General features: G+C 72.6%; 17 protein-coding genes, 1 tRNA gene and 1 pseudogene. 11 read left to right on the top strand and 8 right to left on the bottom strand.

Going from position 1 to position 17,121, the window contains the following annotated elements; all coding sequences use genetic code 11:
* Together rfaE2 and B0E53_RS19655 are read left to right on the top strand one after the other, a co-directional pair.
* A partial coding sequence (gene rfaE2, locus B0E53_RS19660) for a D-glycero-beta-D-manno-heptose 1-phosphate adenylyltransferase (RefSeq protein ID WP_107077411.1) occupies positions 1–970 on the top strand: 970 nt, incomplete at its 5' end.
* A complete protein-coding gene (locus B0E53_RS19655; protein WP_107077407.1) occupies positions 967–1,845 on the top strand; it encodes a glycosyltransferase family A protein in 879 nt (292 codons plus the stop codon). The genes rfaE2 and B0E53_RS19655, both read left to right, overlap by 4 nt.
* Positions 1,846–1,848: 3 nt before the next feature.
* On the opposite strand, the gene B0E53_RS19650 is transcribed toward B0E53_RS19655, so the two are convergent.
* The 3 genes from B0E53_RS19650 to B0E53_RS19640 form a co-directional block, all read right to left on the bottom strand.
* On the bottom strand, positions 1,849–2,955 hold the full coding sequence (locus tag B0E53_RS19650; protein ID WP_107077410.1) for a glycosyltransferase family 9 protein: 1,107 nt from the start codon (positions 2,953–2,955) through the stop codon (positions 1,849–1,851).
* Between the two features lie 115 nt (positions 2,956–3,070).
* On the bottom strand, positions 3,071–3,607 hold the full coding sequence (locus tag B0E53_RS19645) for an Hsp20/alpha crystallin family protein (RefSeq protein ID WP_107077406.1): 537 nt from the start codon (positions 3,605–3,607) through the stop codon (positions 3,071–3,073).
* Entirely contained in the window at positions 3,604–4,110 is a 507-nt protein-coding gene (locus B0E53_RS19640; protein WP_107077405.1) for a DUF2231 domain-containing protein, read from the bottom strand. Before B0E53_RS19640 ends, B0E53_RS19645 begins: the two co-directional genes overlap by 4 nt.
* A gap of 165 nt (positions 4,111–4,275) precedes the next feature.
* Here B0E53_RS19640 and B0E53_RS19635 point away from each other — a divergent pair, with 165 nt between their 5' ends.
* Positions 4,276–4,896, top strand: a complete 621-nt coding sequence (locus tag B0E53_RS19635; RefSeq protein WP_107077404.1) for a pyridoxamine 5'-phosphate oxidase family protein — start codon at positions 4,276–4,278, stop codon at positions 4,894–4,896.
* 32 nt (positions 4,897–4,928) lie between these two features.
* On the opposite strand, the gene B0E53_RS19630 is transcribed toward B0E53_RS19635, so the two are convergent.
* Positions 4,929–7,040 (bottom strand): acyltransferase family protein, encoded by a 2,112-nt coding sequence (locus B0E53_RS19630; protein ID WP_246835493.1) that lies wholly within the window; start codon positions 7,038–7,040, stop codon positions 4,929–4,931.
* A 198-nt stretch (positions 7,041–7,238) separates the two neighbouring features.
* Between B0E53_RS19630 and B0E53_RS19625 the strand changes: the two genes are divergently transcribed.
* The 4 genes and pseudogenes from B0E53_RS19625 (at position 7,239) to B0E53_RS37050 (ending at position 9,809) form a co-directional block, all read left to right on the top strand.
* Positions 7,239–7,460, top strand: a complete 222-nt coding sequence (locus tag B0E53_RS19625; RefSeq protein ID WP_107077402.1) for a hypothetical protein — start codon at positions 7,239–7,241, stop codon at positions 7,458–7,460.
* 141 nt (positions 7,461–7,601) lie between these two features.
* A pseudogene (locus B0E53_RS39485) lies at positions 7,602–8,051 on the top strand (SRPBCC family protein); the annotation flags it as partial.
* Between the two features lie 368 nt (positions 8,052–8,419).
* Positions 8,420–9,028, top strand: a complete 609-nt coding sequence (locus B0E53_RS19615) for a GNAT family N-acetyltransferase (protein WP_107077400.1) — start codon at positions 8,420–8,422, stop codon at positions 9,026–9,028.
* A gap of 97 nt (positions 9,029–9,125) precedes the next feature.
* Positions 9,126–9,809, top strand: coding sequence for a hypothetical protein (locus tag B0E53_RS37050; RefSeq protein ID WP_146167711.1), 684 nt, complete (start codon positions 9,126–9,128; stop codon positions 9,807–9,809).
* A gap of 163 nt (positions 9,810–9,972) precedes the next feature.
* Here the strand turns inward: B0E53_RS37050 and B0E53_RS19605 are convergent, their stop codons facing one another.
* Positions 9,973–10,482, bottom strand: coding sequence for a VOC family protein (locus tag B0E53_RS19605; protein WP_246835492.1), 510 nt, complete (start codon positions 10,480–10,482; stop codon positions 9,973–9,975).
* A gap of 93 nt (positions 10,483–10,575) precedes the next feature.
* Between B0E53_RS19605 and B0E53_RS19600 the strand changes: the two genes are divergently transcribed.
* Positions 10,576–11,109 (top strand): AAA family ATPase, encoded by a 534-nt coding sequence (locus B0E53_RS19600; protein ID WP_107077398.1) that lies wholly within the window; start codon positions 10,576–10,578, stop codon positions 11,107–11,109.
* Positions 11,110–11,383: 274 nt separating this feature from the next.
* Here B0E53_RS19600 and B0E53_RS19595 read toward each other — a convergent pair.
* Positions 11,384–11,457: transfer RNA gene (locus B0E53_RS19595), tRNA-Thr, on the bottom strand.
* A gap of 166 nt (positions 11,458–11,623) precedes the next feature.
* On the opposite strand from B0E53_RS19595, the gene B0E53_RS19590 reads away from it, so the two are divergent.
* From B0E53_RS19590 to B0E53_RS19580, 3 genes are all read left to right on the top strand, one after another.
* Entirely contained in the window at positions 11,624–13,327 is a 1,704-nt protein-coding gene (locus B0E53_RS19590; protein WP_246835494.1) for a metallophosphoesterase, read from the top strand.
* Between the two features lie 232 nt (positions 13,328–13,559).
* Positions 13,560–14,573: an RNA polymerase subunit sigma-70 gene (locus tag B0E53_RS19585; protein WP_107077396.1), complete on the top strand. Its 1,014-nt coding sequence runs from the start codon at positions 13,560–13,562 to the stop codon at positions 14,571–14,573.
* A gap of 131 nt (positions 14,574–14,704) precedes the next feature.
* On the top strand, positions 14,705–15,160 hold the full coding sequence (locus B0E53_RS19580; RefSeq protein ID WP_210406140.1) for a DUF6069 family protein: 456 nt from the start codon (positions 14,705–14,707) through the stop codon (positions 15,158–15,160).
* A gap of 63 nt (positions 15,161–15,223) precedes the next feature.
* Here the strand turns inward: B0E53_RS19580 and ricT are convergent, their stop codons facing one another.
* Both ricT and B0E53_RS19570 read right to left on the bottom strand, forming a co-directional pair.
* Positions 15,224–16,084 (bottom strand): regulatory iron-sulfur-containing complex subunit RicT, encoded by an 861-nt coding sequence (gene ricT, locus B0E53_RS19575; protein ID WP_107077408.1) that lies wholly within the window; start codon positions 16,082–16,084, stop codon positions 15,224–15,226.
* Between the two features lie 289 nt (positions 16,085–16,373).
* A complete protein-coding gene (locus tag B0E53_RS19570; protein WP_107077395.1) occupies positions 16,374–17,042 on the bottom strand; it encodes a hypothetical protein in 669 nt (222 codons plus the stop codon).
* Positions 17,043–17,121 lie beyond the last annotated feature (79 nt).

Raw genomic sequence — 17,121 nt, 5'->3', positions numbered from 1 at the left:
CGGGGTGACCGGCCCGACCGGCGAGCCGACGCCCGGCGAGGAGCGGGTCGCGCTGACCGGGGACGGGCTGAGCGTCACGGGCACCGGCGTGACCGTCAACGCGGCGGCCGGCGCGGGCGTGGACCGGGCCGTGCTGGCCGAGTCCCGCCTGGACGAGCTGCGCGAGCACACCGGCGCGGACGTGGTGGCGGTGACCCTGGACACCGAGGGCGCGGTGGTCGGCGGGGCCGACGGCGAACCCCGGCGCAGCCACAGCACCCCGGTCCCGGCCAGCCACGCCGTGGGCGCCGGGGACGCGTACCTGGCGGCGATGACCCTGGCGCTGGCGGCGGAGGCGAGCCTGCCGACCGCCGCGCAGCTCGCCCAGCTCGCCGCGACCATCACCGTCTCCGACACCGGCACCTGCGTGTGCCGGCGGGAGGACCTGCTCGACGCCCTGGGCAGCGGGCCGGAGGAGGCCGGCCGCCCGACCCAGGTGGGCGCCGAGGAGCTGACCGCGATCGTCGCGGAGCACCGCCGGGCCGGCCGGTCGATCGTCTTCACCAACGGCTGCTTCGACGTGCTGCACCCCGGGCACGTCCGCTACCTGACCCAGGCCCGCGCGCTCGGCGACCTGCTGGTCGTGGCGGTCAACTCGGACGGCAGCGTACGCCGGCTCAAGGGCCCGGACCGGCCGGTCAACCCGGTCGAGGACCGGGCCGCCCTGCTCGCCGCGCTGGAGTGCGTCGACCACGTGGTGGTCTTCGAGGAGGACTCCCCGGCGAAGCTGATCGAGGCGGTCCGCCCGGACGTCTACGTCAAGGGCGGCGACTACCCGCCCGAGATGGTCCCGGAGGCCCCGCTGGTCCGCCGGCTGGGCGGCCAGGTGCGCACCCTCGGGTACGTGCCGGACCGCTCCACCTCGGCGATCATCGACCGGATCCGCTCACACCCGGCCGTCCCGCCGGTGAACGAGGGCAGGCCGGCGTGAACCGACCGCTCGACCTCGGCGCACCCGAGGAGTTCCGCCGCCCCCGGCAGCTCGACGTGCTGATCCCCACCCGCAACCGGCCCGCCGAACTGGCGGTCACCCTCTCCGGGCTGGCCGCGCAGGAGGGCGTACCGGACTTCGGGGTGGTGGTGAGCGACCAGTCCGACGGCGACCCGGCGTACGCGCACCCGGCGGCGGCAACCATGGTCCGGGCGTTGCGCCACCGGGGCCACCCGGTGCTGCTGTCCCGGCGGCTGCCCCGGCGCGGGCTGGCCGAGCACCGGGCCTACCTGCTGGACCGGTCGGCGGCCCGGTACGTGCTCTGCCTCGACGACGACGTCTGGCTGGAGCCCGGCACGGTGTCCCGGCTGGTCACCGCGATCCGGGAGCTGGGCTGCGGGTTCGTCGGCAACGCCGTGCACGGCCTCTCGTACGCCGACGACGTGCGCCCGGAGACGCACGGGCACTACGAGGAGTGGCCGGGGCCGCCGGTGCCCGAGCGGGTCCGCCCCGGCACGCCGGAGTGGCAGCGGGCGGCCATCCACCCGGCGGCGAACCTCCTGCACGTCACCGAGAAGCTGCGGCTGCCGGCCGGGGCGTGGCGGGCGTACAAGGTCTCCTGGATCGGCGGGTGCGTGCTCTACGACCGGGCCAAGCTGCTCGACTCCGGCGGCTTCGAGTTCTGGCGCCGGCTGCACGAGCGGCACCAGGGCGAGGACGTCGCCGCGCAGCTCGCGGTGCTGGAGCGGCACGGTGGCGCCGGCGTCCTGCCCAGCGGGGCCTACCACCTGGAGTCGCCGACCACGGTCACCGAGCGGGACGTGGAGGCGTGGGAGGTCGTCGTCGCCGAGCCGGACACCCCGCAGCCGGCCTGACGCTCACCCCGCCAGCAGCTCGCGGGCGGCCTCGACCACCTCGGCCGTCGGGACGTCGGCCACGAACGAGTCGCGGTGCGGGCATTCGCCGCCGCCGGGCCGGTGCGGGTAGATGTCGCGGGTGCAGTCGATCCCGCAGACCGGGCAGTGGGTGGTCCACGACGCGATCGGGCGGTGCCGGACGCGCAGCGGCGTGGCCCCGTTGATCAGGTTGCCGATCCAGTAGACGCCGACCGTCGGAGCGCCCACCGCGGCGGCCAGGTGCAGCGGGCCGGTGTCGTTGGAGACCATGAGCGCGCACCCCTCGTACGCGGCGGCCAGCCCACCCAGGCTGAGCGTGCCGACCTGCGGGCGGACCGGCACACCGGAGGCGGCGACCACCTCGTCCACCGTCTCCCGCTCGGCGGGGGTGCCGGTGACCAGCACCTCGTACCCGTCGCCGGCCAGCGCCCGGGCGACCTCACCGAAACGCTCCGGCGGCCAACGCCGCCGGGTGTCGGTGGCCCCGGGGTGCAACGCCACCCGGGGCCGGGTCGGGTCGCCGAGCACCGCGCGGGCCTCGGCCCGGTCGGCGTCGGTCACCGCCAGCGCCGGCGTGATCGTCACCGTCGCCGCCCCGACCAGGGCCACCGCCTCCAGGTAGCGGATCACCTCGTGCTGGTAGTAGACGTACCGGATCCAGCGGTCCAGCGGCGGCGCGTCCTCGGCCCGCAGGCCCGCGGTGACCCGGGCCCCCAGCCCGGCGATGATCGGGTTGGAGTTGGCGCCCCCGCCGTGCAGTTGCAGGGCCAGGTCGAACCGCTCCTCGCGGGCCGCCGCCAGGAAGTCCCCCAGCTCCGACGGCGGCTCGTCCGGGCCGGGCTCGCGGATGCCGGGCGCCGGCGGGACCACCAGCACCCGGTCCACCGGGCCGGGGCGGTCGCGCCACAGCTTCGCGTGCCACGGCGCGCCGAGCAGCACGATCTCGGCCGAGGGGTACGCGGCCCGCAGCGCCTCCAGTGCCGGCAGGACGAAGATGAAGTCGCCGAGCGCGTTCGCCCGCAGCACGGCGATCCGCTCGACGTCGGGGACGCGCTCGCCGACCGGGCCGAGCACCGACGACGGCTTCAGGTCGCGGCGCGGCGACAGACGCGCCGAGCTGGAGTCGTCGGACGACGGCTCCAGGTCGCGGCGCGGCGACAGACGCGCCGAGCTGGAGTCGTCGGACAAGGTGGCCACGCGACCCCTACGGCCGGTCGATCTCGTCGGCCGTGGTGTGCGGGTGGTGCAGCTCCCGGTCCGCGGCCGGGTCGACCACGGTCCGCGTACCCCCGGAGGTGTCGCGCGGGCCGGTGCGGCCGACGGTGATGGTGCGCGGCGCGGGCCGGGCCGCCCGGGGCAACCGCACCCGGAGCAGGCCGTGGTCCATCACCGCGTCGATCCGGTCCGGGTCCACCCGGGACGGCAGGTCCACCCGGTATTCGAAGCCCCGGGTGGTGAACCCGCCCGGGATGCCCTGGTCGGCGTTGACCTCGGCCTCGGACCGGGCCCGTACGCACAGCTCCCGGTCGTCCAGCTCGACGGCCACCTCCTCGGGGGCCACGCCGGGCAGCCGGACGACCACCTCCCAGCCGTCGGCGATCTCGGTCAGCTCCACGTCCGGGCTGCCGCCTCGGCCACCGACCAGGCGGCTCAGCTCGGCGCGCAGCGACTGCAGCTCGCCCATCGGGTCCCAGCCCTGCTGGCGGCCCCGCCAGCCTCGACCGCCGCTCTGTTCCGTCATCGCACGTCTCCGATCCGGTGGGTCGCCGAGGGGGGTCGCAGCGAGCTCGGCGCGTTCAGGTCGTGCTCCGGGTCGACGCCGACGCCCAGCCGGTCCACCAGCTCGCCGCCGAGCCAGGCGCTGACGCCGAGGATGGCCACGGCGACCACCTCGATGGCGATCAGGGCGCCCCCGGCGGCCCGGGAGTCGGCGTTGAGCCGGACCACCCAGACCGCGGCGAAGAGCAGGATCACCGCGACGTTGGCGGCGGCGTGGGTGAGCCCGACCCGCTTGGCGCGGGTGCCGGTGGGCAGGGCGAGCAGGTCGAAGGCGCCGGCCGCCGCGGCCAGCAGGCCGCCGACCAGGCCGACCGTGATGTTCCAGTACGCGACCTCGCCGAGGAAGTCCGGCCCGCCCACGGTGTCGATCACGTCGAAGATCACCGCGGTCACGAGCAGGGCCACCGGGAACATCACCAGCATCGGATGCACGGGATGGCCGAGCACCTTCAGTCGGCTCTCCATCTCCGCCTCCAACAATCGCGTCCGGGCGCGCTGCGGCTCAGTCGGTACCCGCCGGCTCCGGGGGCAAACCTCGCGATCGACGCGCTCTCCTAGGCTGACGATGGCGGAAACCGACCGGTCCCGGGCCGGAATCGCCGTCAAGGTCAACGGACGGGGGAGGCAGACGTGACGACACAGGAGATCACCACCCCGGAGGAACTGGCGGAGCTGCTGGGCGCGCCGACGCGACGCGCGCTGGACAAGGAGCGCACGGTGCTGCACCAGCGGGACCGGGAGTGGCTGGCCGCCGCACCGTTCTGCCTGGTCGCGACCGCCGGCGCGGACGGCAGCTGTGACGTGTCCCCGAAGGGCGACCCGGCCGGCTTCACCCTGGTGCTGGACGAGACCACCATCGCCATCCCCGAGCGGCCCGGCAACCGGCGGGCCGACGGCTACCGCAACATCCTGGCCAACCCCCACGTCGGGCTGCTCTTCCTGATCCCCGGGCGCACCGACACGCTGCGGATCAACGGCCGGGCCCGGCTGGTGCGCGACGCGCCGTACTTCGCGGACATGGAGGTCGAGGGGCACCGGCCGGTGCTCGCCGTCGAGGTGACGATCGAGCAGATCTTCTACCACTGCGCGAAGGCGTTCCTCCGCTCCAAGCTGTGGCGGCCGGAGACCTGGCGGCCCGACGCGCTGCCGACCCGCGCCCGGCTCGTCAAGGAGGTGGAGGCCCCGACGGAGAACCTCGCCGACCTGGAACGCCACTACGGCCCGGACTACGCCCGCAACCTCTACGTCTGACCGCACCCGCCGCCCGGCCGCTGCGGCGGCGATTAGCTCGCCGGGGAGAAGCGCGTCGGCACGCCGATGTCCGACAACGCCCGGGCGAGGTGCGGGGCCGTGGTCTTGGCGTAGGCCGCGCCGATGTGCGAACCCCCGCGGTAGACGAGGACGTTGCCGAACACCACCGGACACCTTTCGGTCGGGCAGATGGCGTCGAACAGGTCGATCATCTTGACCTCGGGCATACCGGCCACCGCCTTCCGCTGCATCTGGAATGCGGGGTCCTCGTCGTGGCGCTCGCGGTCGAACGCGCAGGCCGACAGGTGGTTCCGGTTCTTGTCAGCGCACTGCACGATCGCCGGGCCGGGATGGGGGTTGTTGGCGAGGACGACGACCTTCGTGCCCACGGCGTCGAGCTCCTTCCACGAGGACCGCACGCCCGCGATCATCGCGTCGACCGACCACTTGCCCGCGGCGTCGAGGGCGCTCCCCGCCGACTGCGAGGTGACGACGTAGTCGGGACGTTCCTCGACCAGCCTGTGCAGCAGCGTCCTGTTCCACTCCATGCAGTCGGTGTAGAGCTTCCGGGAGCCATCGGCCATGCGGACACGGGCGCCGGTGAACGGGCAGGACGCCTTGGCGGCGATCACCAGCTTCCAGTCGTTCTGCGCGGCGAGTACCTGGAACGCCGGCAGCCACTGGTCCATCTTCGAGTCGCCCACCAGGGCCACCGTCGTGGCCCCGTCGGGATTGCCGTAGGTGCATGACAGGACCTCGGCACCCACGATCTGCTGGAAGCACCTGTCCCGGTTGGTGTCCGGCACATCCAGGAAGCCCTGGGCGAACTGCAGGGGATCCGGCGAGATGAAGTCGAACCGCTCCGGGACCGGGCCGATCGGGGCGGTGCCGGGCGTGGTCGACAGCAGCGCGGCGCCGGGCGCGTACCGGCCTCGGCTGCTCGGCGTCGCGCTGGCCGCCAACGCGGCGGTCAGGACCAGCGCGAGGCCGGCGCAGATCCCGGCCATGGTGAAGTTGCCACCGAGGCTCAACGCGAGACGCGGCGACCGCGAGATCGCCCGCGAGTACCGCAGCGGGTTCTCCACGAGCCGGAAGGTGATCCAGGCAGGAACCAGCGAGGCGAGCGCCACCACCAGGCCGCGATTCACCGAGAGGCCGTCCCAGTACGCGCCGGCAACGATGAGCATCGGCCAGTGCCACAGGTACAGGGAGTACGACAGGTCACCGACCCACCGGAACGGGCGCGTGCCGAGCGCCAGGACCGGGCCGCGGGGGCCCGCCGCGGCCCCGGCCGCGATCACCGCGGCGGCGCCGAGTGTGGGCAGCGCGGCAGCGTACCCGGGCCAAGCCGTCTCCTTCGTCATCAGCAGCGCCGCCGTCACGATCGCGGCGAGACCGAGCCACCCGAGGACGACGGCCAGCGCCCGGGGCAGGCGCGCGGCACCGGTCGCGATCAGGGCGATGCCCGCACCGACCGCGAGCTCCCACAACCGCGTCGTGGACACGAAGAACGCACGCTCCGGCGAGGTCGCCGTCTCGACGATCGACCAGGCGAACGACGGCACCGCCAGGACCGCGAGACCGACCCACAGGACTGGCCGCACATTGGTCCGCCGGAGCTTCCTCGCCGTGAGGATCGCGAGGATGATCAGCAGGGGCCAGACCAGGTAGAACTGCTCCTCCACGGCGAGCGACCAGAAGTGCTGGACCGGCGAGGGCGGGGCGTCCGCGGCCAGGTAGTCGACCGCGCGGTCGGCGAAACGCCAGTTCACCATGTAGATCGCCGCGGCGGCGATGTCGCCGCCGATCTCCTGCCACTGCCCCCGGGGGACAAGCAGCCGGGCCGCCACGGCGGTGGCCGCCAGCACCACCGTCGCGGCGGGCAGGATCCTCTTGGCCCGCCGCGCGTAGAACCCCACCAGCGAGATGCGGCCGGTGCGGTCGATCTCGCTGATGAGCTGCCCGGTGATGAGGAAACCGGAGATCACGAAGAAGACGTCGACCCCGACGAAGCCACCCGGGAGGAACGGTAGGCCGGCGTGGTACAGCAACACCAGCCCGACGGCCACGGCCCGAAGCCCGGCGACGTCGGCGCGGAACCGGCTCGGCGAGGGCTCCCGGCGCGGCTCGCGCCCGGCGGCCACGCCCGGGAGGGTGTCGGGGCCCGCCGGGGCCGACTTCTCGATCTGGGAACTTCCCGAAGCGGCAACTGTCGTCAACTCCGGGGAAGTCATCACGATCCTCGAGCTTGGGGAGTTCCAGCCTCGGGAACCATAGCGGCTGGTCAGGCGGGTGGGCAATCGTGACAGCCCTCGGCTGCAGCCGCCCCTGGACAGGCCGACATGCAGAAGGCCGACGGCACTGAGCGCGACGGGCATGCCGGGGTGCTGCGCTTCGACTTCCCCAGCAACGGGCGCGAGCAGCGGCTGCGCGGGATCAGCTGGGAGGAGTGGTTCCGCACCTTCGACGAGCGGCGGCTCAACTTCATCTACCAGGAGGAACGTTCCAGCGGAAAGCAGGGCAACTTCTTCCGGCTGGAGGGCCCGGACCGCGAGGACGGCTGACTCCACACCGAACTCCGGAGGCCCGGGTCGGCGCGTCGACCCGGGCCTCCGGCATGACGTCGAATCGGCGCCGTCCCGGTTAGCCCCGGTCTCCGGGGGTACGAATTTCGGTAGCAGACGACTGAACGACAAGGAGTGCCCATGACCACGAAGGTCGAGAAGTCCATCGAAGTCGACGTGCCGGTCAGCACCGCGTACAACCAGTGGACCCAGTTCGAGGAGTTCCCCCGGTTCATGGGTGGCGTGCAGGAGGTACGCCAGCTCGACGACCGGCGGATGCACTGGGTCGCCGAGATCGCGGGTGTGAAGCGCGAGTGGGACGCCAAGGTCCTGGAGCAGGTGCCGGACCGCAAGGTCGCCTGGGCGGCCACCAGCGGCGCCACCAACGCCGGCGCCGTCTACTTCCAGCCGATCGGCACCGACCGTACCCAGGTCCGGCTCTCCCTGGAGTACGAGCCGGAGGGGCTGGTCGAGAAGGCCGGCGACAAGCTGCACATCGTCGAGAAGCGGGCCGAGGCGGACCTGGAGAAGTTCAAGTCGTACATCGAGGGCCGGGGCGTGGAGACCGGCGCCTGGCGCGGCACCGTCGACGAGGGCCGTACCCTCGGCACGCCCGGTGTGGAGCACGCCGGGTCCTCGCGCGGTGACGACGGCAAGGCCGGCGTCTCGGCCAAGGCGGTCGCGGCCGGCGCGGTCGCCGCGGGCGCGGCCGCGGCCGGGGCCGCCGCGGCGGCCAAGCACCGCTCGGAGACCGACGAGGAGCCCACGCCTCAGACCGAGACGGAGTACGTGGTGACCGACGTCCCCGCGCAGCGGACCGGCGTATTCCCGCCCGACCCGGCGGACCCGCGCCGCAACGTGTAGGACCTTCCACCTCCCTGCCGGAGTGAGCCCGGTGGGCCGGCCCCCGCGCCGCGCCCGCCGGGCTCGCTCCGTTGCGGCGCGTATCGTTGCCGCCCGTGACCGACCTCGAACGACGCACACCGGGGATCACCGTCGCCACCCCGGCGGACCGCGGGCGGGTCGTCGACTCGCTGGTCGCCGCCTTCGTCGCCGACCCCGTCCTGACCCACCTCTTCCCCGACCCGGCCAGCTACCCCCGGCACGCCGCCGCCTTCTTCGGGCACCTCTTCGACAAGCGGGTCCACCGGGGAACCATCTGGACGATCGGCCGGGGCGCCTCGGTGGCGATCTGGGAACCACCCGTCCCGCCGGAGCCGGAGCCGGCCGACCCGCTCGCCACCCACCTGCCCGCCGACGCGCTGGCCCGGGTCCGCGCCTACGACGCGGCCGTGCACGCCGCGCTGCCGGCCGGCCCGTTCTGGTACCTCGGCGTGCTCGGAACCCACCCCGACAGCGCCGGGCGCCGCTGGGGCCACGCCGTCATGCGGGCCGGGCTGCGCCGGGCGGCGGCGGACGGGCTGCCTGCGGTCCTGGAGACCAGCAACCCGGCCAACGTCGAGGTCTACCGCCGGGCCGGCTGGCAGGTGGTACGCGAGGTCGCCGAACCCCTGCCGACCTGGATCATGCAGCAGCCGACCCACCTGAACGAGGCGGGCCGGCGCTGACGAGTCCCGCTCGGATCGTGCGCGAGTATCGGCTGCCCCACCTGGCCGCGTTCGGCGACCCCGCGTGGTGCAACCGCTGGCTCGTACTGTCACAGACATGATCGGCAAGGTTTCCGCTGCCACGGCGCGCCACCGGCACGTCGTACTGATGCTTGGCCTGCTGGTGGCAGGCGTGAACGCTGCTGCCGTCGGGTTCGCGCCTGGCCTGGGACAGGTCCTGTTCTTCCCGCTTGTCTTCATTGCCTTGGCGGTCCTGGCCCTGGCGGTCATCGGCATGGGGATCCGGCCGGCCTGCTTCGTGGTGCTGCCGCAGATGCCGGCCTTCGCCACGCTGCCGCCGGCATGGAAGGTGTTCCTCGCCTTGGGCTTCCTCGGGCCCGCATCGTCCAGCGTCGGCGCATTGATCAGGTCGACCAGGGCGGGCATCGTGTCGACGCTCGACGTGGTTTTTGTTCTCTCCTGGCTCGTGCTGCTCGCGCTGCTGCTTGTCGAGGCGTGGCGGGGACACGGGCTGCAGATACGGCCGCACGGCATACGGCAGAGCTGGGTTCTCCGGTTCGCTCACCGTGCCGTGGGAGGCCCTCCCGGCCGCTCAGGTCCCCCCGAGGGCGGATCGCCCCTCGCGGCTTCGGATGGCCTTCGCGAAACCTCTGCTCGTGAGGCGGCGAGGCATCCCGTGGAGCCGGAACGCACTGCGCACGGACAACGTCGACGCCGGGTTTCTCGCCGCCGCGATCCGGCACTACGTCTGTCATCCCGAACACCGGGCCGCGATCGGTAGCCAGGCCGAATACCGACGGCTTCTCGCCGAGCTGGCCGACCGGGACGGCGGAAAGGACGAGGGCAACCGCTAGCGGCGACATTGTCAGCCTCACGCGCCCACCCGGCCTAGCCGTTGCGCCCGGTCCCAGATACGTCGGCGAACAGGCATTGCTCACGGGTCGTCAGCTCTTGTGGGTGAGGACGTTGATGACTTTGCCGTTGGGGTCACGCATGAAGAAGCGTCGGACTCCCCATGGTTCGTCGGTGAGTGGGTGCACGATCTCAGCGCCGGCGTTTCGGGCGGCCTGATGCGCGGCATCGACATCATCGACCTCCACGGACACGTCGGGGATGACCGGTGCGGTGGCGTCGTGGGTCATGAGACTCAGCTGGGCTTTCGGGTTGGTGCGATCACTCAGGGTGACAATCCAACCCATGTCCATGACGACCTCGAAGCCGAGCACCTCGACGTAGAAGGCGGTGGCCGTCGCGATGTCTTCGGTGGCAAGGTCCGGCATTGTCCGCTTTATGGTCATGAGGGCCATCGTGCCTCGCGGCAGCGTCGTCGGCCAGGCCCGCCCCGCGTGTACGGCTGGCGCTCGCCCTCCAATGGCGGCTGTCAGCGCCGATGTGGACGCCACTCCGTTGCCGACCGGCTGGACGAGGCGGTCGCGGCGCGGGATGCGGACCATTTGCGGACTGGTACGGCCGGCGGCGGGACCCTGACGCCTCGCTCGCAAGTCCCGGGCAGGTCGTCCGGTTGCTCACGCGCGTTAATGTGTCCCGTGATCGTATGGCTCAACGGCACCCACGGCGCGGGCAAGACGACGACCAGCTCGCTCGTGCAGCAACTGATCCCGGATTCACGGGTATTCGACGCCGAGAAGGTCGGCGAGACGCTCATGACCATCACGCCGGGGCTGCCCGAGACTGACAACTTCCAGCACTGGCCGCCGTGGAGGCAGCTCGTCGTCGAGACCGCCCGGCGCGTGCTCGACTACACCGGCGGCACTCTGGTGATACCCATGACTGTCCTGGTCGAGCAGTACTGGCGCGAAATTAGTACGGGCCTCGCCCAACATGCCATCCCGGTAAGGCACTTCGTCCTCCACGCTGACGAAGACACCCTCCGCGGGCGTATCGAGGGGGAACACCCCGTTCCGTCTCCGTTCCGTCTCAAGTACCTCGAGCCCTACGCCGAGGCGGCGCGCACGTGGCTGCATGCCGAGGCCGAGGTCGTCGACACCACGCACCTGACTCCCGCCCAAGCCGCCGTGCAGATCGTCCTCCGAGCTACCGGGGGAAGCTCAGGTGCCTGACCCCAGCTTGGGAATCGGATTGATCTACACGCGGGTAGCCGTACCGCCTAGCGAGGGAACATTGGCGCTCAGCTTGCCCGCTGCCTGAGCGCCAATGTGAGCGTGACCCTCAACATCTACGCGCACGTGGCCCCGGAGATCCACGGGAAGCCGCTACGCGGCCGGAGGGGGCGCTGTGGTCGGGTGAGTAGGTTGGCTTCTCGCCCCTTCGGTGGCAAGCAAAAGGCCCAGGTCATGATCGGCAATCAAGCCGGTGACCTGGGCCTTTCTATCGAGCCGCCTGACGGAATCGAACCGTCGACCTACGCATTACGAGTGCGTCGCTCTAGCCGACTGAGCTAAGGCGGCAACGATCGTCAAGTGTACGGCACACCCGACCGGAAGCCGAACGGGATCCCCCTCACCTCCGATCCGGACATCGGGGAGTTTCGGTACGTCCGCGGGAGAGACTTCGCGCCCGGTCAGGACTACCCTGCGGCGGGTGAGTGACGATCACGTACCGCCGCAGCACGCGATCCCCGAGGCGCACCCCGGCGAGCGGGCCACCCGACGACCGCGCAGCCTGGACCCGCTGGAGCTGGGTTTCACCCCGCGCAAGCCGGTCCCCTGGCTCGCGCCGCTGCTGCTGATCAGCACCGGCCTGCGGACCCTGCTGGCGCTCCTGTTCGGGGCGTACCTGGACAAGCGCGAGTTGCAGAACGCGTTCGGTGACGACACGTTCCGGCAGGTGGGGCCGGACGGCGGGCTCTGGCTGGACTACGTGGCCGACCTGGGCGACGGCTTCGACGCCACGTACTCGGTGGCGTACCTGCTCGCCCAGCCGGAGCTGGAGGTGGACGGGCACCGGCTGCCCCGGGCGCAGACCCTGGTGATGGGGGGCGACCAGGTCTACCCGTCGGCGGCCTACGAGGCGTACGAGGACCGGTGCAAGGGGCCGTACCAGGCAGCGATGCCGGTCGCGCCGCCGCAGCGGCCGACGCTCTTCGCGGTGCCGGGCAACCACGACTGGTACGACGGGCTGACCGCGTTCCTGCGGCTGTTCGTCCGGTCCCGGGACCGGCACTTCGCCGGCTGGGGCACCGGCCAGTCCCGCTCGTACTTCGCGGTGGAGCTGCCGGCCGACTGGTGGCTGCTGGGCCTCGACGACCAGTCCGGGTCGTACCTGGACGACCCGCAGCTCACCTACTTCGACGAGGTCGCCCGGAAGCTCACCCCGCGCTCGAAGGTGATCCTGGCGGTACCGGCCCCGACCTGGGTCAAGGCCCACGACCATCCCACGGCCTACGACTCGATCGACTACTTCATCCGGACGATCGTCGCGCCCACCGGCGCGCAGGTGCGGCTGCTGGTCTCCGGCGACCTGCACCACTACGCCCGCTACACCGGGCCGGAGCGACAGCTGATCACCTGCGGGGGCGGGGGCGCCTACCTCTACCCCACCCACCAGCTGCCCGAGCGGCTGGAGGTGCCGCCGCGGGACACCCTGGCCCGCCGGTCCAGTCGCACCCGCGAGTACGAGTTGGCCGCCCGCTATCCGGAGAAGGCCCGCTCCCGGCGGTACGGCTGGGGGATCTTCGCCCGGCTGCCGTTCCGCAACCCGGGCTTCACCACCCTGCTGGGCACGCTGCACACGCTGCTGATGCTGGCCATGGCCGGGGTGGCGGCGGACCACGTGGGCACCACCGAGCAGCGCCTGTTCAGCGTCCCGCTGGTGATCATGCTGGTGGTGACGCTGCTGAGTGCGGCGTTCTTCGCCAAGCCACCCAGCTCCGGCGGGAAGCGGCACGCCCGGCACTGGATCCTCGGCGTGACCCACGGGCTGGCCCACGTCGCGCTGGCCGCCGGCGGCACCTGGCTCTGGCTGCAGCTGCCGTTCTACGACTGGCCGTGGCCGCTGCCGGCGGTCGCCGCAGCGGTCCTGTACGGGCCGGTGATCGGGCTGGTGGCCAGCCAGGTGGTGGCGCTCTACCTGCTGGTGGCGGGGTCGTTCGGGGTGAACGTCAACGAACTCTTCGCGGGCCAGGGCATCGAGGACTCGAAGGCGTTCCTCCGGTTCCGCATCGACCCCGACGGCACCCTGACCATCTACCCGATCGCCCTGGACAAGGTCTCCCACGCCTGGCAGCTCAACCCCGACCAGTCCCCCACGTCGAGCTGGCTCCTCCCCAAAGCCCCCCTGACCCCCCGCCTCGCCGAGCCCCCGATCGTCCTCCGCTGATCCGGCAGTTGACCAAGAGGTCAGGTCGTCGGCGTCGAGGCGGACCGTGACCGGGTCGCGGGGGACGCTGTGGCCGACGCCCTGCCCTTGCCCCATGGAGACGCGGCTGCCGATCGCCGGGGCGGATTCCCGGCACCGCTGGTAGAGCGTGCCGACCAACCCTGGTGATGAGTTGTCGCGCCCGCACCCGTCACACCTAGGGCGGGACACGACGAGGCGGAAGGATGACGTGATGGGTGCGGACACGCGGCTGGAGGAGCTGGGCGTGAGCGGGTTGGGCGGGAGCGGTCTGGGCGAGGTCGACGAGCCGGCGTTCTCGGGGCTGGCGGAGCGGCACCGGCGGGAGCTGCACGTGCACTGCTACCGGATGCTCGGGTCGTTCGAGGACGCCGAGGACACCGTGCAGGAGACGTTCCTGCGTGCCTGGCGGCGGCGGGAGACCTTCGAGGGGCGGTCGACGTTCCGGGCCTGGCTGTACCGGATCGCCACCAACGCCTGCCTGGACCTGCTCGCCAAGTGCCGTCCGGAGCCTGCGACCGGCGGCGAGGTGCTGTGGCTGCAGCCCTACCCGGACCGGCTGCTCGACGAGCTGCCCGCGGCCGACGCGGACGAGCCGGAGACCGTTGCCGTCGCGCGGGAGACGATCGAGCTGGCGTACCTGGTCGCAGTCCAGCATCTCGCGCCGCGCCCGCGGGCCGTGCTGATCCTGCGGGATGTGCTCGGTTGGCCGGCGAAGGAGGTCGCGGAGCTCCTCGGGGACTCCGTCAACTCGGTGAACAGCGCGCTGCAGCGGGCCCGCGCCGGCATGCGGGAGCACCTGCCCGCCGAGCGGCACGACTGGACCGGGAGCGAGGAGGACGCCGGGACGCGCGAGCTGGTGCGCCGCTTCACCGACGCCAGCGTGGCCACGGACATCGACGGGCTCGCCGCACTGCTGCGGGACGACGTCCGCTGCTCGATGCCGCCCACGCCGGGCCTGCACGTCGGCCGCGACGCGGTGGTGAACGACTGGGTCGAGAGCGGCTTCGGGGACCTGGGACGCCTGCGCGCCGTCCCCACCGCCGTGAACCGGCAGCCCGCCGTCGCCTTCTACCTCTGGCGGGAGCGGGAAGGCGCGTACCTGCCGCTGACGATCGACGTCCTGCGCGTCACCGGCGGGGCGATCACCGAGATCGTCACCTTCCACGACGACCAGTTCCCGCGGCTCGGGCTGCCGGAGCGCCTGCCGGCGGACGGCACGGAGTAGTCCCGGTGTGGACGCTCGCGCTACCCGGTGGCGCGCGTGTCGCGGTGGTCGCGGCCCAGTGGCACGACGCGTTCGGGCGTCGTCACCCGCGGGCGACCCGTACGCCAGTTACCGAATGATGGAGGAACGACATGGACAGCATGAATGACACCGGGGCCGTCGCAGGCCCGGCGTCGGGCCAGACCAGCCACACCCACCGCCTCCGCGGGCTCGCCGGCACCGGCCTCATTGCCACGCTCGCGGCGATGGTGGCCACCACCCTCGCCGCTGCGCTTGCCCAGGCCGTCGGCGTCGACTTCGAGGTCCCCGATGGTGGCGAGACGATCCCGTTGTCCGGGTTCGCCGTGGTGACCGGCTTCTTCTCGGCCGTGGGCATCGTCATTGCCGGCGCTCTTCTTCGTTGGAGCGCTCGCCCCGCCGAGCGGTTCGTGTGGACGGCAGTGTCGCTGACCGCGATCTCGTTGGTCCCGCCGCTCCTCGCCGGGGCAAACACCGCCACCACCACCGCCCTCCTCGGACTACACCTCGTCCCTGCGGCGGTGATGATCCCCACCCTGGCGCGGAGCCTCCGCACCCGGACCGATTGACGATCCCGCAACGGGACAACGCGCGGCACAAGGGCGTACAGCCGTGAGCGACGAGGCACGCGATCAGCGCGCCGCGCCCTCCGGGCCCGCCTGGTCACGGCTTTCATAGGCGCGGCGGGAGCCGCAGACGTCGGCGCGGGAGCACATGGAGCGCGAGCCGTCCGCATCCAGGCGGACGGTCACCGCGTCTCTCGGGACGCTGTGGCCGACCACGCGGCCTTCCCCTTCCGGCGTGGTGACGCGGGCGCCGACCGCCGGGGCGGACTCCTGGAACCTGGCGTACAGAGGATGCTCGTACTTCAGGCAGCACATCAGCCGGCCGCACGCGCCGGAGATGCGCAGCGGGTTGAGCGGCAGGTCCTGGTCCTTGGCCATCCGGATGGTCACCGGCTCGAAGTCGGTGAGGAAGGTGGCGCAGCACAGGTCCCGCCCGCAGGAGCCGATCCCGCCCTGCACCCGCGCCGAGTCGCGGGCGGAGAGCTGCCGCAGCTCGACCCGGCAGTGCAGGGTCGCCCCCAGGTCGCGGACCAGGGAGCGGAAGTCGACCCGGTGCGGGGCGGTGAAATAGACGGTCGTCCGGTCGCTGCCGGTTTCCGGGGTGGCGAAGACGTGGTCGATCGCCACCACCTTCATCGGCAGGCCGTGCTCGCGGATCAGCCGCTTGGCGGCCACCTTGGCGTCGGCCTTGCGCCGGCGCAGCAGCTCGTCGCGGCGCAGGTCCTCGTCCCCGGCCAGGCCGGCGAGCCGGGGGAAGCCGTCGGTGTCCTCGCTGACCCACTGCGCGGCCCAGACACACTCGGCCACCTCGGGCCCCTCGTCGGTGGGCACCAGCACCTTGTCGCCCACCTGCGGACGCAGCTCACCCGGGTCGAGGTAGTAGAGGCGCCCGTACCGGTTGAAACTGACCGCACAGAGCATGCCCATGTCCACCACCCTACGACCTCCGCGCGGTTCGGGGACGGCCGCCCGTCGCCGTCCGGTCACCCGGCGCAGTGATCCAAGATTGTCGACTCGACCGAACCCACCTCCACCCGTCGTGCCGTTGATCCTCGCCCGGACGGCTGAAACATGAGTCGGTTACGGGACAAGCGGCGGCCGACCGCGTTGAGTGAAGACATACCTGCGGGGGGTGCAGGGGAAGGCCACGGCGTCGCCGCCGGAGCCCGGCCATGGCCGGTTCGGTGTGCGACGCCGTGGACCTGCCCGGGCCCGATCAGTGTCCGATCCACGTGGTGCCGCCGTAGCGGGGCGCGGTCGTGGCCCGGTCCCGCCAGGTCGTCTCGGCCAGGCTCGGCGCCCACTGGCGCAGCAGCGTCTCCGCGCCGTCGTAGGCCACGCCGAGCACGCCCAGCACCCGGGTGGCGATCTCGGCGGCCGCGAGCGCCCCGGACCGCCCCGCGTCGACGCCCGGGCGGGTGGCGGCGTGCACGGTGACCGCCTCGCCCGAGCGCAGCACCTCGGCCAGCGCCCGGGCCAGCGCGACCCGGCTCCCCTCCACCCAGTCGGCCAGCGCGTCGGCGTAGCCGGCGGTCGACTCAAGCCGCCCGACCAGGCTCTCCGGACCCTCGTCGAGGTGCCGGAGCAGGGCCGTGCGGGCCTCGTCGTACGCCGCGGCGGCCGGCCCGGACCAGGCGACCGGGTCGGCGAGCATGGCGCAGGTGTCGTCGTACCCCCGGACGAGCCGGCGCACGGCGTGGCCGGCGCCGGCCAGCGGCGCGGGGTGCAGGTCGAGGAACTCGCGCACGGCCGTGCCGGGGAGCACCTGCATGCGGCGCAGCAGCGGCCAGAGGCGGTGTCCCTCGGGCGCGCCGGCGGCGAGCAGCGCGTCGACCCGGGCGAGCAGGTCGAGACCCGGCTCGGCAAGGCGGTCGAGCGCGTCCATCAGGCCTCCCGGGCCAGCCGCCGCCCGACGGACTCGTCCGTGGCGGAGTAGCGGTCGGCGGCGCTGCGCAGGGCGGCCG

The organism is Micromonospora sp. MH33, from assembly GCF_003013775.1.
In the GTDB taxonomy this organism is placed as follows: Bacteria; Actinomycetota; Actinomycetes; order Mycobacteriales; family Micromonosporaceae; genus Micromonospora; species Micromonospora fulviviridis.
Note: the sequence above shows the minus strand (reverse complement) of the source record. Positions and strands in the feature narration are given on the sequence as shown.